Origin of the sequence: Streptomyces sp. NPDC047002, assembly GCF_040704505.1 — a bacterium.
Taxonomy (GTDB): Bacteria; Actinomycetota; Actinomycetes; order Streptomycetales; family Streptomycetaceae; genus Streptomyces.
Map to the genome: position 1 here is coordinate 73337 of NZ_JBEYWC010000015.1, position 16552 is coordinate 89888.

At 74.6% G+C, this 16552-nt stretch carries 17 protein-coding genes and 1 pseudogene; 8 read left to right on the top strand and 10 right to left on the bottom strand.

Going from position 1 to position 16552, the window contains the following annotated elements; all coding sequences use genetic code 11:
• Nucleotides 1-55: 55 nt before the first annotated feature.
• The 3 genes from AB0910_RS16465 to AB0910_RS16475 all read left to right on the top strand — a co-directional run bounded on the left by AB0910_RS16465 (nucleotide 56) and on the right by AB0910_RS16475 (nucleotide 2476).
• Nucleotides 56-910, top strand: coding sequence for a UbiA family prenyltransferase (locus AB0910_RS16465; protein WP_366745287.1), 855 nt, complete (start codon nucleotides 56-58; stop codon nucleotides 908-910).
• 160 nt (nucleotides 911-1070) lie between these two features.
• A complete protein-coding gene (locus AB0910_RS16470; protein WP_345649028.1) occupies nucleotides 1071-1526 on the top strand; it encodes a TerB family tellurite resistance protein in 456 nt (151 codons plus the stop codon).
• A 179-nt stretch (nucleotides 1527-1705) separates the two neighbouring features.
• The gene (locus AB0910_RS16475; protein ID WP_366745288.1) at nucleotides 1706-2476 is read left to right on the top strand and encodes an MgtC/SapB family protein; all 771 of its coding nucleotides are present in this window, start codon (nucleotides 1706-1708) and stop codon (nucleotides 2474-2476) included.
• A gap of 27 nt (nucleotides 2477-2503) precedes the next feature.
• Here the strand turns inward: AB0910_RS16475 and AB0910_RS16480 are convergent, their stop codons facing one another.
• Entirely contained in the window at nucleotides 2504-3358 is an 855-nt protein-coding gene (locus tag AB0910_RS16480; protein WP_366745289.1) for an SRPBCC family protein, read from the bottom strand.
• Nucleotides 3359-3573: 215 nt separating this feature from the next.
• Between AB0910_RS16480 and AB0910_RS16485 the strand changes: the two are divergent.
• From AB0910_RS16485 to AB0910_RS16495, 3 genes and pseudogenes are all read left to right on the top strand, one after another.
• Nucleotides 3574-3972 (top strand): annotated as a pseudogene (locus AB0910_RS16485) (hypothetical protein); the annotation flags it as partial.
• 264 nt (nucleotides 3973-4236) lie between these two features.
• On the top strand, nucleotides 4237-4593 hold the full coding sequence (locus AB0910_RS16490; RefSeq protein WP_366745290.1) for a PRC-barrel domain-containing protein: 357 nt from the start codon (nucleotides 4237-4239) through the stop codon (nucleotides 4591-4593).
• Between the two features lie 365 nt (nucleotides 4594-4958).
• Nucleotides 4959-5720, top strand: coding sequence for a YhjD/YihY/BrkB family envelope integrity protein (locus tag AB0910_RS16495; protein WP_366745350.1), 762 nt, complete (start codon nucleotides 4959-4961; stop codon nucleotides 5718-5720).
• Nucleotides 5721-5828: 108 nt separating this feature from the next.
• On the opposite strand, the gene AB0910_RS16500 is transcribed toward AB0910_RS16495, so the two are convergent.
• Nucleotides 5829-6572 carry a chitinase gene (locus AB0910_RS16500; RefSeq protein ID WP_366745291.1) on the bottom strand — a complete coding sequence of 248 codons (744 nt, stop codon included), beginning with the start codon at nucleotides 6570-6572 and terminating at the stop codon, nucleotides 5829-5831.
• Between the two features lie 335 nt (nucleotides 6573-6907).
• Between AB0910_RS16500 and AB0910_RS16505 the strand changes: the two genes are divergently transcribed.
• Entirely contained in the window at nucleotides 6908-7705 is a 798-nt protein-coding gene (locus tag AB0910_RS16505; RefSeq protein WP_366745292.1) for a GntR family transcriptional regulator, read from the top strand.
• A gap of 51 nt (nucleotides 7706-7756) precedes the next feature.
• Here the strand turns inward: AB0910_RS16505 and AB0910_RS16510 are convergent, their stop codons facing one another.
• The 7 genes from AB0910_RS16510 to AB0910_RS16540 all read right to left on the bottom strand — a co-directional run bounded on the left by AB0910_RS16510 (nucleotide 7757) and on the right by AB0910_RS16540 (nucleotide 14043).
• Nucleotides 7757-8644 carry a sulfurtransferase gene (locus AB0910_RS16510; protein WP_366745293.1) on the bottom strand — a complete coding sequence of 296 codons (888 nt, stop codon included), beginning with the start codon at nucleotides 8642-8644 and terminating at the stop codon, nucleotides 7757-7759.
• The gene (locus AB0910_RS16515; RefSeq protein WP_366745294.1) at nucleotides 8641-10002 is read right to left on the bottom strand and encodes an LLM class flavin-dependent oxidoreductase; all 1362 of its coding nucleotides are present in this window, start codon (nucleotides 10000-10002) and stop codon (nucleotides 8641-8643) included. The genes AB0910_RS16510 and AB0910_RS16515 overlap by 4 nt, the downstream gene beginning before the upstream one ends.
• A 64-nt stretch (nucleotides 10003-10066) precedes the next feature.
• The gene (locus AB0910_RS16520) at nucleotides 10067-10975 is read right to left on the bottom strand and encodes an ABC transporter permease (protein ID WP_366745295.1); all 909 of its coding nucleotides are present in this window, start codon (nucleotides 10973-10975) and stop codon (nucleotides 10067-10069) included.
• Nucleotides 10972-11784, bottom strand: coding sequence for an ABC transporter ATP-binding protein (locus AB0910_RS16525; RefSeq protein WP_366745296.1), 813 nt, complete (start codon nucleotides 11782-11784; stop codon nucleotides 10972-10974). Before AB0910_RS16525 ends, AB0910_RS16520 begins: the two co-directional genes overlap by 4 nt.
• On the bottom strand, nucleotides 11781-12860 hold the full coding sequence (locus AB0910_RS16530) for an ABC transporter substrate-binding protein (RefSeq protein ID WP_366745297.1): 1080 nt from the start codon (nucleotides 12858-12860) through the stop codon (nucleotides 11781-11783). Before AB0910_RS16530 ends, AB0910_RS16525 begins: the two co-directional genes overlap by 4 nt.
• A gap of 229 nt (nucleotides 12861-13089) precedes the next feature.
• Nucleotides 13090-13233, bottom strand: a complete 144-nt coding sequence (locus tag AB0910_RS16535; protein ID WP_366745298.1) for a hypothetical protein — start codon at nucleotides 13231-13233, stop codon at nucleotides 13090-13092.
• 168 nt (nucleotides 13234-13401) lie between these two features.
• A complete protein-coding gene (locus AB0910_RS16540; protein ID WP_366745299.1) occupies nucleotides 13402-14043 on the bottom strand; it encodes a GntR family transcriptional regulator in 642 nt (213 codons plus the stop codon).
• 210 nt (nucleotides 14044-14253) lie between these two features.
• Between AB0910_RS16540 and AB0910_RS16545 the strand changes: the two genes are divergently transcribed.
• Complete coding sequence (locus tag AB0910_RS16545; RefSeq protein WP_366745300.1) at nucleotides 14254-15444, top strand: MFS transporter; 1191 nt, start codon at nucleotides 14254-14256, stop codon at nucleotides 15442-15444.
• Between the two features lie 33 nt (nucleotides 15445-15477).
• Here the strand turns inward: AB0910_RS16545 and AB0910_RS16550 are convergent, their stop codons facing one another.
• Nucleotides 15478-16542: a glutathione S-transferase C-terminal domain-containing protein gene (locus AB0910_RS16550; RefSeq protein WP_366745301.1), complete on the bottom strand. Its 1065-nt coding sequence runs from the start codon at nucleotides 16540-16542 to the stop codon at nucleotides 15478-15480.
• Nucleotides 16543-16552 lie beyond the last annotated feature (10 nt).

Here is a 16552-nt window from a genome sequence, read left to right on the forward strand (position 1 = left end):
CCGCCACGCCCCGGCATGCGGCGCGGCGCCGTGTACCCGTGCCTACGATGACCTGATGGACGCCGCACCACGGCCGCAGCGGGCCGCGCGCCCGGCGCGGCGCGCCGCGGCCGCCGCCCTCCTCGGGGCCTGCCACCCGGGCCCCACGGCCGTGGTGACGCTGCTCGTCGCGGGTCTCGCCGTGGCGTCGGGCCGGAGCGCGGGCGCGGTGCTGCTCGCCACGGCCGCGGTGCTCGCGGGCCAGCTGTCGATCGGCTGGAGCAACGACGCGGTCGATGCGGCGCGCGACCTGGCGGCGGGCCGCGGGGACAAGCCGGTCGCGGGCGGCGCGGTCTCCGCGTCGGGCGTGCTGGGGGCCGCGCTCGTCTCCGCGGCGCTGTGCGTGCCGCTCTCCCTGCTGTACGGGCCCGCAGCGGGCGCCGTGCACCTGGTGGGGGTGGCGGGGGCCTGGGCGTACAACCTGGGGCTGAAGGCGACGGTGCTCTCCCCGCTGCCGTACGCGGTCGGCTTCGGCGCGCTGCCCGCCTTCGTGGCGCTCGGGGCGCCCGGCGGGTCCGCGCCGTCGTGGCGGGTGGTCGCCGCGGCGGCGCTGCTCGGGGTGGGCGCGCACCTCGGCAACGTGCTGCCGGACATCGCGGACGACCTGGCCGCCGGGGTGCGGGGCGCGCCCCAGCGGCTGGGCGCGGGACCCGTACGGCTGTTGCTCCCGGTGCCGCTGGTGGCGGCGACGGTCCTGCTGGCGTCCGGCGCTCCCGCGGGCCCGGGCGCGGCCGCCGTCGGGGCGGCGCTCGCGGCCGCGGTGGCGGGGGCCGCGGCGGGGCGCGGCAGGCCGCGTGCGCCGTTCCTCGCGGCCGTGCTGGTGGCCGCGGTGGACGTGGCGCTGCTGCTGTGGCGGGCCGCAGGGCCCTGACGAACGCCGCCGCGTGCCGGCGGGCCGCCGCCCCGCGCTGACGGGCGGCGGGCGCCGCGGGCAAAGAACTCACCAAGCCGCCGGGCCCGGGCGGGCACCATCGGCGTGGCCCGCGCGTTGTCCCGGGTGCCCGATCTGAATCATGAGGAGAGATGACGGCATGGCCCTCTGGGACCGCTTCAAGGAATCCGCCGCGACGATGCAGACGCAGCTGACGGCGAAGAAGAACGACCTCAAGAGCGGGGCGTTCCGCGACGCGAGCATGGCGATGTGCGCGCTGGTGGCGGCGGCCGACGGCTCGGTCGACCCGTCGGAGCGCCAGCGGGTCGCGTCGCTGATCACCGCCAACGACGTCCTGCAGAACTTCCCCGCGGCCGACCTGCAGCGCCGGTTCGAGGAGAACATCGGCAAGCTCCAGGCGGACTTCGCGTTCGGCAAGGTCGGCGTGCTCCAGGAGATCGCCAAGGCGAAGAAGAAGCCCGCCGAGGCGCGCGCCGTCGTCCAGATCGGCATCGTCATCGGCGGTGCGGACGGCGACTTCGACAAGGACGAGCAGGCCGTGGTCCGCGAGGCGTGCTACGCGCTCGGCCTGCCGCCGCACGAGTTCGACCTCTGAGGCCAGGGTCCGGCCCGCCGTCGGGCGGGCCGGACCGCTCCCTCCCGGCAGTGCGGCCGTGCGGCCTGCGGGTCGCCCGGCGCGGCGCGCGGTGGCGCGCGGCGGCGGCCGCGGCGCCTGGCATACCCTCGTAGCCGTTGTCCGCTGCGTGCCAGACGTCGGGTTGGGGAGGTCCCCCGTTGCGTGACTTGGCTTTTTCCCTGTTCGACCCTGCGGCGGGTCAGGGCGGCCGGCAGTTCGCCGAGCTGGCCCTCGCCCTGCTACTCTCGACGCTGATCGGGGCCGAGCGCGCCCGCCAGCAGAAAAGCGCGGGCCTGCGGACGCACACGCTGGTGGGTGTGGGCAGCGCCCTGTTCATGGAGGTCTCGCAGCACGGCTTCAACGCGGTGCTCGGCCTGGAGAACGTCTCTTTCGACCCGTCGCGGGTGGCGGCGCAGATCGTCTCGGGCATCGGCTTCATCGGCGGCGGGCTGATCTTCGTGCGGCGTGACGCGGTGCGGGGCCTGACGACGGCGGCCACGGTATGGCTGACCTGTGCCGTGGGCATGGCATGCGGCGGCGGGCTGCCGCTGCTCGCCATAGGGGTGACGGGTGTGCACTTCCTGGTGGTCCAGGGCTACCCGTGGGCGACCCGGCGCGTGCCCGCGCTGGCGACGCCCGAGGTGTCCCGGCTGCATCTGGCGTACCGGATCGGCACCGGCGTGCTGACGCGCGTTCTGGAGTACACCAGCGCGCGGGGATTCCAGGTGGTGCAGGTACGGGTGGACCGCGCGGCGCCGCAGCCCGACGGGGAGGGCCCGCCGCCGAGGTCCTCGGAGGCGGGCACGGCTCTCGTCTATGTGGACGTGGAGGGCAGCGGCAGCGTGCCCGACCTGGTGGCCGGGCTCTCGGAGTTCGAGGAGCTGCTGAGCGTGTCGTCGCTGCGCGGCGACGACGACAGCGGCGACTGACGGCCGGCCGGGGCTCGCCCGCACGCGTCACGGGGTGCGCAGCCGCGCCGCCAGGTCCTCGATCCTGGTGTGCCAGGCGGCGAGCGCCCGGTCCGTGTCGAAGGTCTTCTGCCCGGTCTGGGTGAGGACGAGCCGGGCGCCGTGGCCGGTGTCCTCGCGCAGCTCCCAGGTGACGGTGCCGCCGTCGGCCCACTCGTAGCTGAGCAGGTGGGGCGGCCGCACCTCGCGCGCGTGGCCCGCCGGTACGTCGCTGTCGGTGAAGCCCGCGGGGACGGGCAGTCCGGGAACGGGCTCGATGCCCGCGGCGAGCACCTCCCAGACGCGGGCTGCGGGGGCGGTGAGCTGCCGCTCGAAGCGCACGGCCCTGGTGCCGCCCCCGGTGGTGGCCGTGCCCCGGTCGAGGCCGAAGTGGCGCAGGTACGCGTCGTGCAGCGCGCCTCCGTCGCGGCGCCGCTCGACGGGTCCGCCGTCGAGCAGGTCGCGCAGCGCGGCCAGGCAGAGGTCCCATCCGGCGGCGAAGCCCGGCGCGGCCGCGCGGTCGTCGAAGGTGTGCACCAGGGTCAGTTCCGCGCCGTCGCCGTCCGGGGCGACGGTCCAGGCGAGGTGCTCGGCGCCCCGGTCGAAGGCGAAGCGCCGCGGCGCGTCCAGCTCGGTGACGGTGCCGGTGGCCGACTGCACGTCGCCGGCGGGCGTGCCGAAGGTGAGGGTGCCGCCGGGGCGCGGGTCCAGGTCGACCCGGAAGGGGAACCATTGAGACAGCTCCGCCGGTTCGGTGAGCGCCCGCCACACCGCGCGGGGCGGGTGCGGGAAGGCGCGGACCATGGTCAGGGCGGTGCGGCCGTCGGCTTCTGCGAGGGTGTCGGCGCCGGAGGGAGGGTTCATGGCGGCTCATCCTGCCAGGACCCCTGGCGGTTCCGGCCAGTTGACGGCACCGGGGCCCGGTGGAAACTGGCCGGAATCGCGTGGTGACAGCGCGTCAGCATCGGTCACATAATGAAGTGATCGCACAATGGGGCGATTGCGTCTCCTCCCTGCTCTCCCGGAGATCGCCCCGCGCGGCCACCCGACCCCCGACGGACGGCGCAAGGAGAGCGGCCGTGCATGACGAATTCCTGTGCCACGTCACCGCGTACGGCGTGTGCGGCGGGCAGCGCGTCGGAGTGCCGCTCGGCACGTACCGTGCCCCCACCCTGGCCCTCGCGCTGTGGTGGTTGCGCGACCGCGCCACCTGGATCGCGGAGCGCCTCGACCCGACGCCCGACGGCGGCGGCATCCCCGCGCAGGCGCTCGCCCCGGTCGGCGCCGACGTGCCCGACGTGCCGGACACGCTGCGGGCCTGGCGGGACGACGCCGAGCACCAGGAGATGATCGCCGAGCACCTGGCGCACGGGCGGCTGATCCGGGTGGCGACGCACGACGACACGACCGAGTACGAGCTGCTCGCGGAGTCGGTGGACGCACTGCGCATGGAGCGCACCGCCCCGGTCCCGCTGGTCTCGGCGGTGCCCCGCGCGGAGCGCAGGTTCCCGGCGCTCGCCGGCAGTGTGGCCGAGCCGTTCGGCGACACGGTCTGGCTGGGCCGCAAGGGCGCCTGACCCGGGCGCCCCTGCCCGGCGCCGGGTTGCTCCGAACGGACCCCGGCGCCCGACGTCACGGTGATCGGCGCCCGCTCCCCGTGATCACCGGCCCGTCCCGGGTACACGGCTCACGGGGGTTACTCACACAGCAGGGACCAGCGGGGGCCGGAAGGCGGGTGGACGATGTTCGAGCCGGAGGACATCCGGGAGTGGCGCGACCATGACGTGGTCGACGTCGGCGGGAAGAAGATCGGTTCGCTGGAGGCCGTCTACGTGGACACGGGGACCGACCAGCCCTCGTTCGCGACGGTCACGGTGGGCATGCCGACCAAGCGGCGGCTGGTGTTCGTGCCGCTGGACAACGCGACCGTGGGCCCCGGCTACCTGAAGGTGGCCGTGGACCGGAAGGTCGCGAAGGAGGCGCCGTCGATCGACGTGGACGGCGAGCTGCCCGCGGAGGACGAGCCGAAGGTGTTCGCGCACTACGGGATGGCGTACAAGACCGGCGCGGGCGGCGAGCGGCGGCTCGGGCGGCGGTAGCCGGCGGGCGCGGGCGGCGGGGCGGACGGGACGCGGGGCCCGCCCGCCCCGCGGCACGTGCGCCCACGTACGGGTCCGGGTACGGGTCCGGCGGGACGGGCCATTGCGCGGGCGGGTTACCGCTCTCTTACCCCGAGGGGACGGCGGTCGTTTGCGCGCGAACCGCCTATATGATCCGGTCCACGTCCCGGGCGTGTCCGAGCACCCGTTCGGGGCGTCCGCCGGACCGCCGCGACCTGAGGGGTAGTAGACGGAATATGACCCGGAAACGTGCCGGCGCGGTGGACCGCCCGGGCCGTGTCCTGCGCGCGCGGCGCAGGATCGCGGGCTCGCTGGTCGAGCTGGCCTGGAGCCGAGGCCGCGAGATGGAGCTGATGCACCGCGCGATGGGGTTCGCGGCGCTCGGCTTCCTCACCCTCGTTCCGCTGCTGATCGTCGTGGCGGCCGCCGACCCGGCGAGCGGCCAGGGCTTCGCCCGGTGGCTCGGCCAGGGCATCGGCGTGTCCGCAGGACCGCAGGAGGAGATCCAGGAGCTGTTCAGCAGGCCCGGCCAGGCGCTCCAGGGCACCACGGCGCTCGGCCTCGCGGCGCTCGCCGTGTTCGGCCTCACCTTCGGCGGGGCGGTGCAGACGGGGTACGAGCGGGTGTGGGACCTGTCGACGGCCCGCTGGCACACGGTGTGGCGGCATGTGGTGTGGCTCGCCGCCCTGATCGTGTACCTGATCATCTTCGTCAACACGCCCGTCACGTCGGACTCGGTGGCGTGGAAGGTGTTCGGGACGATCGCCGACGTGGTGGGCGCGTACCTCTTCATCTGGTGGTCGCAGCGGGTGCTGCTGGCCGGCCGGGTGCGGTGGGGCGCGCTGGTGCCGGGGGCGGCGGCGACGGCGCTCGGGATGCTGGGGCTGCGGATCTTCTCGCAGCTGGTGTTCTCGCCGCTCATCGCGTCGAGCGCGGTGACGTACGGACCGTTCGGCACGGTCCTGGTGATCCAGTCCTGGCTGGTGGGCGTGGGGTTCGTGGTGTACGGCGGTGCGCTGGTGGGGCGCCTCTACCACGAGCACAGGACGCAGAAGAGGCTGCGGGAGACCGGCGCGGAGGCGCCGGGCCCGCCCGGGGAGCGGTGAGGCGCCCGCGGCGCGGCCCCGGTGTCCGCGCGGCGGGTGTCCGCGCGGCCGGGTGTGCGGGTGTGCCCGGCACCCCCGTGGGGTGCCGGGCACACGGCCGTCCGCCGCTCAGCAGCTGAGGTTGCCGCCGGGGTCGACGCCGAGGATCTGCGCGAAGCGCTGGTAGGTGTCGACGCGGTCCTGCACCTGGGCGGGGTTGCCGCCGTTGCACTCGATCGATCCGTTGATGGAGCGGATGGTCTCGCCGAAGCCCTTGCCGTTCACGATGGCGTCGTGCGGGGTCATGGTGCCGGGGCCGCTCTGGGTGTCCCAGTACCACAGGCCGGTCTTCCAGGCGACGGAGGCGTCGTTCTGCACCAGGTCGGGGTTGTCGAGCAGGTCGATGCCGAGGGCGTCGCCCGCCGCCTTGTAGTTGAAGTTCCAGCTCAGCTGGAGCGGGCCGCGGCCGTAGTACTTGTCCGTGCCCGCCGGGCAGCCGTAGGGCTGGCTGGTGTCGCAGTAGTTCGGGTAGTTGGCGGTGTTCTGCTCCACGACGTACTGGAGGCCGCCGGTCTCGTGGCCGACGTTGGCGAGGAAGGCGGCCGCCTCCTGCTTCTTGACGGTGTCGTCGCCGGTGTTGGCGAAGCCGGGATACGCAGAGAGGGCGTCGGTCAGGCCGCCGTAGGTGTAGAAGGCGTTGCGGCTCGGGAACATCTGGTCGAACTGGGACTCGCTGACCACGAAGGCGGCGAGCCTGGCGGAACCCGCGGGCGCGGTGTGCGGGGCCGCGGCCTGCGCGGGGCCGAGTGCCAGGGCGGACAGGGTGACCGCGGACGCGGCGGCGGCGACTGCGGCGATCATGCGACGGCGCACTGCATTCACTCCTCACCGGGCGGCCGTCCCCATGGCGGCCCGGAGTCGGTGGGGGGAAGCCCGGGGGGCACGGGGGGATCCGCGAGGGACCCCGGGCACGACGGGGCGGCACCTCCCGCGCGTGGGGGCACGGGGGGGTGGTGCCGATGCGTCAGCAAAGGCCCCGGCGTTGGACTAGACCATACCCACCGACGTGTCCGCGTCAAGAGTGCCGACGGCATCCCCCGGGGCGCGCGCACCGGTGTGGCGGGTACGCCCAGAATTCACCGTTCGCAGTACGGGACGTCGTCCTGCGGCGGGTCGCCGGGACAACTCGCCGCCGCAGGCTGGCGGCCGTGGCCAACAACAGCCGGTACGCCGGGATAGCCGATGTCCTCGCCGCCGAGATAGCCGATCGCCCCGCGGGCAGCAGGGTCGCGAGCGAGCACGAGATCGCCGGGCGGTTCCACGTCAGCCGCGCCGCGGCGCGGGCCGCGGTCCAGGAGCTCGAGCAGCGCCTGCTGGTGCGGCGGGTGCGGGGCGCCGGCACGTTCGTCAACCGCAGGACCGACCTCGTCCTGTCCCGGCGCCAGGGGCCGTCCCTGCACGAGACGGTGCGTCAGGCGGGCGGCGTCGCCCGCACCGTCGTGCGCGACGTGCGGCTGCTGCCGCTGCCCGCCGCCGAGGCGGGACTCCTCGAACGGCCCCCGGGCAGCCCCGCGCACCTGCTCGCGCGGCAGTCGTACATCGACGGGCTGCTCAGCGTCCTGGCCCTCATCTGGATCCCGTCCGACGTCCTGACCGAGGTCGGCGCCGCGGTGCACGCCGTGGAGTCGCTCGACACGATCCTGCGCCAGATGGGCGGGGTCGAGCCGGTACGCGCCTGGTGCCGGGTCAGCTGCGCGGTGCCGGCGCCGGAGATCGCCGCGCAGCTGGAGACGGAGTGCGGGCGCGAGGTGCCGCTGATCGAAAGCCTCAGCAGGGACCGCGCCACCGGCCTCGCGGTGCTGTGCAGCAGCATGTGGAACCGGCCCGACAGGACCAGGGTCGTCGTTGAGCTGGACGGCCCCTGGCAGCCGCCCGGGCCCCCGCGCGACCGCGAGCGGGGCGGGGGCGGCGGACCGTGCGGCGGCCGCTGCCCCCTGGGAGGCTGAGCCGCCGGCCGGTGCGCGGGGAGCGGTCCGCTCCCCGCGCCGCGCGTTCCCTCAGCCGTCCCCGCCCCACGGTCGCGGGCCGGTGGCGACGGGGCGCCCGGGGTCGCCGATCCACGCGGACCACGACCCCGGGTAGAGCGCGGCCTCGATGCCGGCGGCCGCGAGCGCCGCGATCTCGTGGGCGGCCGCGACCCCGCCGCCGCAGTACACGCCGACCGGCACGCTCCCGTCCGCGCCGAGGCGCCGGAAGCGCGCGACGAGCTCCGCGGTGCCGGCGAACCTCCCGTCCGGGCCGAGGTTTTCCCCGGTCGGCGCGCTGACCGCGCCGGGGATGTGCCCGGCGGGCCGGTCGCCGCCCTGCCCGGCCTCTCCGCGGTACTGGGGCGCGGACCTGGCGTCGAGCAGCAGACCCTCGGCGGCGAGCCGGGCGGCGCCCGCGGCGTCGAGCACGGGCAGGGCGCCCGGCGCGACGCGGACGTCGCCCGGCGCGGGCTCCGGCACGTCGGCGGTGAGCGGGCCGCCGGCCGCGCTCCAGGCGGCGAGGCCGCCGTCGAGCAGCCGTACGTCGAAGAGCCCGGCCCAGCGCAGCACCCACCAGGCGCGGCCCGCCGACCTGCCGCCCTCGTCGTCGTAGACGACCACGGCCGACGACGCGCGCACGCCCCAGCGGCGCAGCGCGTCCTGGAGCCGTGCGGGCTCCGGCAGGGGGCGCCTGCCCGTGCCGTGGCCCGGCTCGCCCGCGAGGTCGCGCGGGAGGTCGGCGTAGACCGCGCCCGGCAGGTGCGCGGCCCGGTAGGCGGTGAGCGGGTCGCCGCCTCCGGGGCGCGGGTTGCCGACGTGCAGGAGGACCGGCCGCCCGCCGGGGCGCGCGGTGAGGGCGAGCAGTTCGGCGGCGCCGGCCAGGACCGCCGACCTGCCCGCGGCCCCGGGTGCGCTCATGCGAGGGCCTCGGAGCCGGCCGGGGCGGCGAAGCTGCTCAGCGGGCGCGGCAGGCCGAAGAACGAGCGGAAGGTGCGGCTCGTGTACTCCTTGCGGTGCAGTCCGCGCCGCTGGAGCTCGGGGACGACGAGGTCGGTGAACTGCTCGAGCGTGCCGGGGAGGTACGGCGGGAACAGGACGAAGCCGTCCGCCGCACCGTCCAGGAGCCACTGCTCCATGAAGTCGGCGACGCCCTTCGCGTCGCCGACGACCTCGCGGTGGCCGCCGCCGAGCCGGGTGTAGCGCACGAGGTCCAGGAGGGTGATGTCCTCATCGCCGTAGGCGAGCCTGGCCCTGGCCACGATCCGCCGCCCTGCCTCGGGCACGGAGGCGAGGTCGAGGAGTTCGCCGAGCGGCACGTCGAGGGGGCGGCCCGAGACGTCCTCGCCGAGTGCCCCGGAGAGCGGGGCCGCGTCAGGGGCGAGGGTGGCCAGGTCCTGGATCTCCCGGTACTTGGCGTGCGCCGCCGCCGGGGTCTCCGCGACGTACACCGCGAGGCCCGGCAGGATCTTCTGGGCGTCGCGGGGGCGGCCGTAGCGGGCGAGCCTGCCCTTGAGGTCCGCGTACTGCCGCTGCGCGACGTCCAGGTCGGACGCCATGGTGAAGCGGATGTCGGCGTACTTGGCGCCGAACTCGCGGGAGCGCTCGGAGGAGCCCGCGTGCACCAGCGGGACGCGGCCCTGCGGCGGCCTGCCGATGTTGAGGGGGCCCGCGACGGAGAAGAACTCGCCCTTGTGGTCGACGCGGTGGATCTTCGCCTCGTCGACGAAGCGGCCCGACGCCTTGTCGGCGACGAAGGCGTCGTCCTCCCAGCTGTCCCAGAGCCGGGAGGCGACCTCCACGAACTCGTCGGCCCAGTCGTAGCGGCGCTCGTTGTCCCAGTGCTTGTCGCGGCTGAAGTTCTTCGCGGCCTGCTCGTCGAGGCCCGTGACGATGTTCCAGCCCGCGCGCCCCTCGCTGAGGTGGTCGAGCATCGCCATCGAGCGCGCCAGCGAATAGGGGTCGGAGTAGGTGGTGTTGACGGTGGCGACGATGCCGATGTGCTCGGTGACTGCGGCGACGTTGGCCGCCACCGTGAGGGCTTCAGGCCTGGTCACCTGGTTGGGGCGCTCGTGCTGCCACTCGGGCAGCCCGACGACCCGGTCGCCGATGAAGTAGAAGTCGAGCTTGCCGCGCTCGGCGGTGCGGGCCATCCGCTGGAGGAAGCGCGGGTTGTAGGTGCCGTCGACCGCTGCCTCGGGCAGCCGCCATCCGGCGGCGTGGAAGCCGGTGGGCCAGATGGACCAGCCCAGGTGCAGTTGCCTGTCCGTGTCGGACACGGGGACTCCTCGGAGATGGGGTAACGGGGTTCGGGGGCGCTCCCCGGGCGGGGCGCCGGAGTGCTCAGGAGGTGCGGCGGCGCGGCGATCCCGGACGCCACGGCAGGACCACCCCTTCGACCACGAGGAACAGCAGGTTGATCAGGTAGCCCACGGCGGCGAGCGTGAAGACCTGCGTGTAGAGGGCGGTGACGTCGAGGGTCTGCTGGCTGGTGAGGATCTGGAAGCCGATGCCCGTGTTGCCGGAGATCATCTCGCTGAAGACGGCGATGATCAGCGACATGGCGAGCGCCGTGCGCAGCCCGGTGAAGATCTGCGGCAGCGCGTGCCGTATGTCGATCTCCCACATCGCCCGGGGCCCGGAGAGCCCGAAGGTCAGCCCCGTCTCGCGCAGTGTCCGCGACACCGACCTGATGCCCGCGAAGGTGTTGAGGATCACCGGGAAGGCGGCTGCGAGGCAGACCGCGAAGATCTTCAGCTGGTCGCCGATGCCGATCAGCAGGACGAGCAGCGGCACGAGTGCCGTGATGGGGATGGGCCTGATCAGTTCGATGAGGGGTTCGAGCAGCCCGTAGGCGATCCGGATCCGCCCCATCAGGACGCCCAGCAGCACACCGCCCACCGCGGCGATCGCGTAGCCGGCGAGGGTGACGGAGAGCGTGGCCAGGAGCGCGTGCGGCAGGGTGCCGTCCCGCGCGCCGTGCCACCAGGCCGCCAGCACGTCGGACAGGGGCGGGAAGACGGGCGAGGTGGCGAGCCCGCCGCTGGTCGCGGCCTGCCACAGCACCAGGCACGCCGCCACCACGAGCCAGCCCAGCAGGCGGGAGGTGGCCAGGGTGCGGACCCGGCCCCCGGGGGCCGTCGCCCCGCCGGGGCCGGGGCCGGGCGGCGCCGCGGGCCGGGGCTCCCGCTCCGCGGCCTCGGGGGGTGCGTCCCCGGCGGGGTACGCGGGGTGTGGAGAGCGCTCGTTCATGGCTGGAGCACCGTTTCGAGGAGGGCCCGGCGCGCGGTGAGGAAGGTGTCGCTCTCGCGGCTGTCGACGGGGTGGCGCGGCCGGGGCAGGGCGATGGGGAGGTCTGCGGTGAGTCCCTCGCCCCGCTGGTCGACCACGACGACGCGGTCCGCCAGGTAGACCGCCTCGTCGAGGTCGTGCGTGACGAAGACCGTGGTGAGTGCGAGGCGGGCCGACACCTCCTGCAGCATGTCCTGGAGCCGGGCGCGGCTGAGGGCGTCGACCGCGCCGAACGGCTCGTCGAGCAGCAGGATCCGCGGCTGGGAGGCGAGGGCGCGGGCGATCGCCGCCCGCTGCTGCATGCCGCCTGAGAGCTCCCACGGGTAGCGGTCGTCCACATCGGGCAGCCCGACGAGCCGCAGCGCCTCCCGCGCAAGGCGCCGCCGGTCCGCGCGGGTGGCGGCGGGGCCGTGGCGCGCGCCGAACTCCACGTTGCCGAGCACCGTGGTCCACGGGAACAGCGACTCGCCGTAGTCCTGGAAGACGCAGCGCAGTTGCGGGGGCGGCCCGGTCACCGGCGTTCCCTGGCACAGGACATGGCCGCTGTCGGGGGTGACGAGTCCCGCCATGGTGCGCAGGAGTGTGGACTTGCCGCTGCCCGAGCGGCCCACGACGGCGACCACGGTCTTCTCCGCGACGTCCAGGGAGATCCCCGAAATGCCCGTGGCACGGCCGTCCTTGGCGGGGTAGAGCTTGGTGACCCCGGTGGCGCTCAGCGCGACGGCGGCGCCCAGCGGCCGGGGCACGGCCTCGGCGGGCGCGGCCGTCACCTCAGCCTGCTCTCGGTCGCCGTCCGGTACAGCAGCGGCTCGACCCGGACGGTCTTCTTGAGCTGCCCGAAGGAGACCGCGGTGGCGATCCACTTCTGGGTCGCGGCGATGTCGGCGGGTCCCGCGGGTTCGGCGGGCCAGGAGCCCCAGTGGGCCTGTTGGAGGATGTCGGGGTACTTCTTGGCCAGCGCCGGGTAGTCGACGCCGCCGTACTGGGCGCCCAGGGCGCCGAGTCGGCTGTCCGGCGCGGTGTTGTAGTAGTGGGCGGCCTCCCGCAGGGCCGCCACCAGCCGGGCGGCCGCGCCGGGGTTCTTCTTCAGCCACTCGGTGTTGCCGAAGTACGACGTGGTGATGGTGTGCGGCGGGATGGCGTCCAGCGGGCTGCCGAGGTCCTCGGCCCCCGACTCCCCCGCCAGCTTCTTGTCCTCGCCGATGTTGCGCCCCTCCACCGCGTCGGCGCCGCCCGTCTTGAGCAGGGCTGCCTGGGTGCCGTCGGTGATGGTGATGAACGTGGCGCTGTCCGGGTCGACTCCGTGGTTCTTGAGCAGCAGCCGCGCGGCGACGTTGATCTCCGGGTACGGGATGACGCCGATGGTCTTGCCCTTGAGGTCGGCCACGGACTTCACACCGGACGCCGGTCCCGCGAGCAGGTCCTCGTCCGAGGACGGCTCGGTGGTCTGGATGTTGCCCGGCTGGATGACCTTGACCTTGCCGAAGCCGTTGGCAGCGGCGGCGGCCACCGCGAGTGTGTCGCCGTATCCCACGTCGACGCTGCCGTTCTCGGTCGCGGCCACGATGGCCGGGCCCGCGGAGAGCGTCCGGAACGTGACGTTCAGCCGGTGCTTCTTGAAGTAGCCCTGCTGCTGGGCTATTTGGGCCGATATCAGGTTCCCCGGATAGATGCCGAGGCGGACGGTGGCCACGCCGTCGGACGCCCCGGCGTCCGACGCGCCGCTGCCACCGCAGGCGGCGGTCAGCGAGAGGGCCAGGGTCGCGGCGCCGAGGGCCGCGGGGCCGCGCAGGCGCCGGCGGCCGGCCGCTGCGGTGCCGCTCGGGCGGCGGGATGAGGGTCGCACAGGTGTCTCCTCGGACATGGGGAGAGGGCGTGCCGCCGGATGCGGCCGGACCGGCCGCGCGCGGTGAACACGCTGAAGAGAAAGAGACGTTGCTTGCGCTCAGGGGCGAGCGGAGGGCCGTGGTGCGGCCATGCGGTGGTGCGGTGCCGTACGGGGGTGTGGCGCCCTCGGGCGCCGCCGTACCCGAGCGCGGTGCGCTACCGGGGGACGGACCGCGCCGTCCGGTGTGTCAGCGGGCGGCGCGGCAACACACCGCGCTGGCGACCCGGCAGAAGTCCACGTGCCGCCGGCAGCACAGCCGGGTCGCGTAGCCGGTGGCGGGGGCGCAGGCGCGGGACGCGGCGTACCCGGCGCGGCAGCGGTGGGCGGACATGCCGGGAACACCTCCTCAGTGCATCGATGAGCTGGGCCGACCGCGGTGGACCGTGCCCGGAGCACCCGGCCGCCAGCTTGCGGACACGAGCGTATACGCACGGGTCCGCCCAGACAATGGCAGCCGCACGACCCGGCCGTACCTCACAGCGTGGAGGGGGCCCCGCGGTCAGCCCGCGCCGCGGGCCAGCGACTCGACGCGCAGGTCGCGCATGCGCTCCAGGTGCACGGTCATCGCGGACCTTGCCGCCTCGGCGTCGCCGGCCCTGACCGCTTCAAGGATGCTGTCGTGCTCGACGACGGTGGGGTCGCTGTGGGAGGACGCGGCGCCGCGTGCCGCGTAGATGACCAGCAGCGAGTCGAGCCGCCCGAGCAGGTCGGCGATGGCCGTGTTGTGCGCGGCCTCCCGCAGGGCCCTGTGCCACTGGTCGTTGAGCCGCTTGAACTCCGGCCGTCCGGCGGTGCGCCGCTCCTCCATCAGATGGGTGAGCCTGACCAGGTCGAACTCGGTTCTGCGCGCGGCGGCGAGCGCGGCGGAGGTCGACTCCAGGGCGATCCGCGCCTCGTAGATGTCGAGGATCTCCTCGGGCGAGCGCAGCCTGACGCGGAACCCGCGGGTGGAGCGCTCGATGTAGCCGTCCTGCGCCAGTCGGCCGAGCGCCTCCCTGATGGGCGTGCGCGAGACGCCGAAGCGCTTGGACAGCACCGTTTCGAGCAGCAGGTCGCCCGGTGCGAACACCCCGTCCAGGATCTCCCGGTGGATGCGGGTGTAGAAGGATTCGACGAGATTCAGCGAATCCGACGAGGACACGCAGACCCCCCCAACCTGACCACGATGGCCGTCTACAGCAGTCGGGCGCCGGGGGCACACAGCGCCGGCGTCCCGCGACGAGACGCCGCGACAGCTTACTCCGGGCCGTGCGCCCCCGTCAGGCACGGTCCCACGGGGCCGCGTACGGTGTGCGGCGGCGGCGCGGGCCGGTGCGCCGCGCGGAGCTCAGGCCCTCGTACTGTGTGCCGCATGAGTGATCCTTCCCGTGCGCGTCTCCGACTGGGCTACCCCGCGGCGGCGCTGGTGTTCGCCATCGGCATGCTCGGCACGACCCTCCCGACGCCGCTGTACGGGCTGTACCGCGAGGAGCTCGGCTTCTCGGAGTTCGTGGTGACGGTCGTCTTCGCGGTCTACGCGGTGGGCGTGATCGCGGTCCTGCTGCTCGCGGGCAACTTCTCCGACCAGGCGGGGCGCAGGCCGGTCCTGCTGTGCGCCCTCGTCCTGTCGGCGGCGAGCGCGCTCTGCTTCCTGTTCGAGGGCGGGCTGCCCGTCCTGCTCGTGGGCCGGCTGCTCTCCGGCTTCTCCGCCGGTCTGTTCAGCGGCGCGGCGACGGTCACCGTGATGGAGGTGGCGCCGCGTGCGGACGCGCGGCGGGCCGGGTTCGCCGCGACCGCCGCCAACATGGGCGGCCTCGGCTGCGGGCCGCTGGTGGCCGGGCTGCTCGCGCAGTACGCGCCGTCGCCGCTGACGCTGCCGTTCCTGGTGGACCTGGGGCTGATCGTGGTCGCGGCCCTGCTGCTGTGGGGGCTGCCGGAGACGGTACGGGAGCGGCGGGCGCCGCGGCTGCGGCCGCAGGGGCTCACGGTCCCGCCCGAGGTGCGGGGGGTGTTCGCGCCCGCGGCGGTGGCGGGCTTCGCCGGGTTCGCGCTGCTCGGCCTCTTCACGGCGGTCGCGCCGAGCTTCCTCGCCGAGACGCTGCACGAGCACAACCTCGCGACGGCGGGCGCCGTGGTGTTCTCGGTGTTCCTCGCCTCGGTGGCGGGGCAGTCCCTGACGGACCGTATCGGTGCGCGGCGCACCCTGCCCGGCGGCTGTTTCGTGCTGGTGGCCGGGCTGCTGCTGGTGGCCTCCGGGCTCTACTGGGAGTCGCTGCCGCTGCTGGTGGCGGGCGCGGTGTGCGGCGGCCTCGGACAGGGCCTGTCGTTCCGCGCTGCGGTCGGCGCGCTGAGCGCCGCCGCGCCGGCCGAGCACCGCGGCGGCACGGTCTCGTCGTTCTTCGTCGTCGCCTACCTGGGCATCTCGCTCCCGGTCGTGGGGGTGGGCGCGCTGAGCCTCGCGACGGGGCTGCGGGACGCGGGGCTGATCTTCGCCGCGTGCGTGGTCGTCCTCGCCGTGTGCGTGGGGCTGTACGTCCTGCGCAGGCCGCCGCGCCCGGCCTGACCGCGCGGCGGCGCGTTCGCGAACCGGCGGGGCTCAGGGGCGGCCGGCGGCGGCGACCTCCTCGTCCGCCCGTACGGGTCCGGGCGGGGTGCCCTCGCCGAAGGGGCGGCCCCCGAACTCCTCGCGGTGGTGCGCGGTCAGCCAGCCCGACAGGTCGGGTCCGAGGGGCACGATGCCGGTCGGGTTCACCCCCGTGTGCACCTGGTGGTAGTGGCGCTTGATGTGGTCGAAGTCGACGGTGTCGCCGAAGCCGGGCGTCTGGTACAGGTCGCGCGCGTAGGCCCACAGGACCGGGTCCTCGGTGAGCTTGTGGAGATTGCACTTGAAGTGGCCGTGGTACACCGGGTCGAACCGTACGAGGGTGGTGAAGAGGCGGATGTCGGCCTCGGTGATGGTGTCCCCCATCAGGTAGCGGCGGCCCGCGAGGCGCTTGGACACGGCCGCGAGCCGGGTGAAGACGGCGCGGCAGGCCTCCTCGTAGTCGGCCTGGGTGGTGGCGAACCCGGCACGGTAGACGCCGTTGTTGACGTCCCGGTAGATGCCCTCCATCACCTCGTCCATCTCGTCGCGCAGCGCCTGCGGACAGAGGTCGGGCGCACCGGGGCGGTGCAGGCCGCGCCATTCGGTGGCGAAGTCGAGGGTGATGCGCTGGTAGTCGTTGGTGACGAGCCGCCCGGTCGGTACGTCGACGATCGCGGGCACGCTCACCCCGCCCGGGTAGCCGGTCTCGCGGGCGTCGTACGCCTCGGCGAGGTAGCGGATGCCGAGCACCGGGTCGCGGCCCCCGGGGTCGAGGGTGAAGCGCCAGCTCCGGTCGTCCTGGACCGGGTCGGCCACGGCGAGGGAAAGGGCGTCTTCGAGGCCGAGCAGCCTGCGCGAGATCAGCGCCCGGCTCGCCCAGGGGCAGGCACGGCTGACGACGAGGCGGTAGCGCCCCGCCTCGACGGGCCAGCCGTCCCGGCCGTCGGCGGTGATCCGGTCGGCGAAGTGGCTGCGGGAGCGCTTGAAGGGCTTCCTGCCGTACGCGCTGTTGCCCTCGCCCTGCGGCGCTGCCGCGCCGCCGTCCGTCTCCTGTCCTGTCCTGTCGCTCGCCGCCATCACCGTGGTC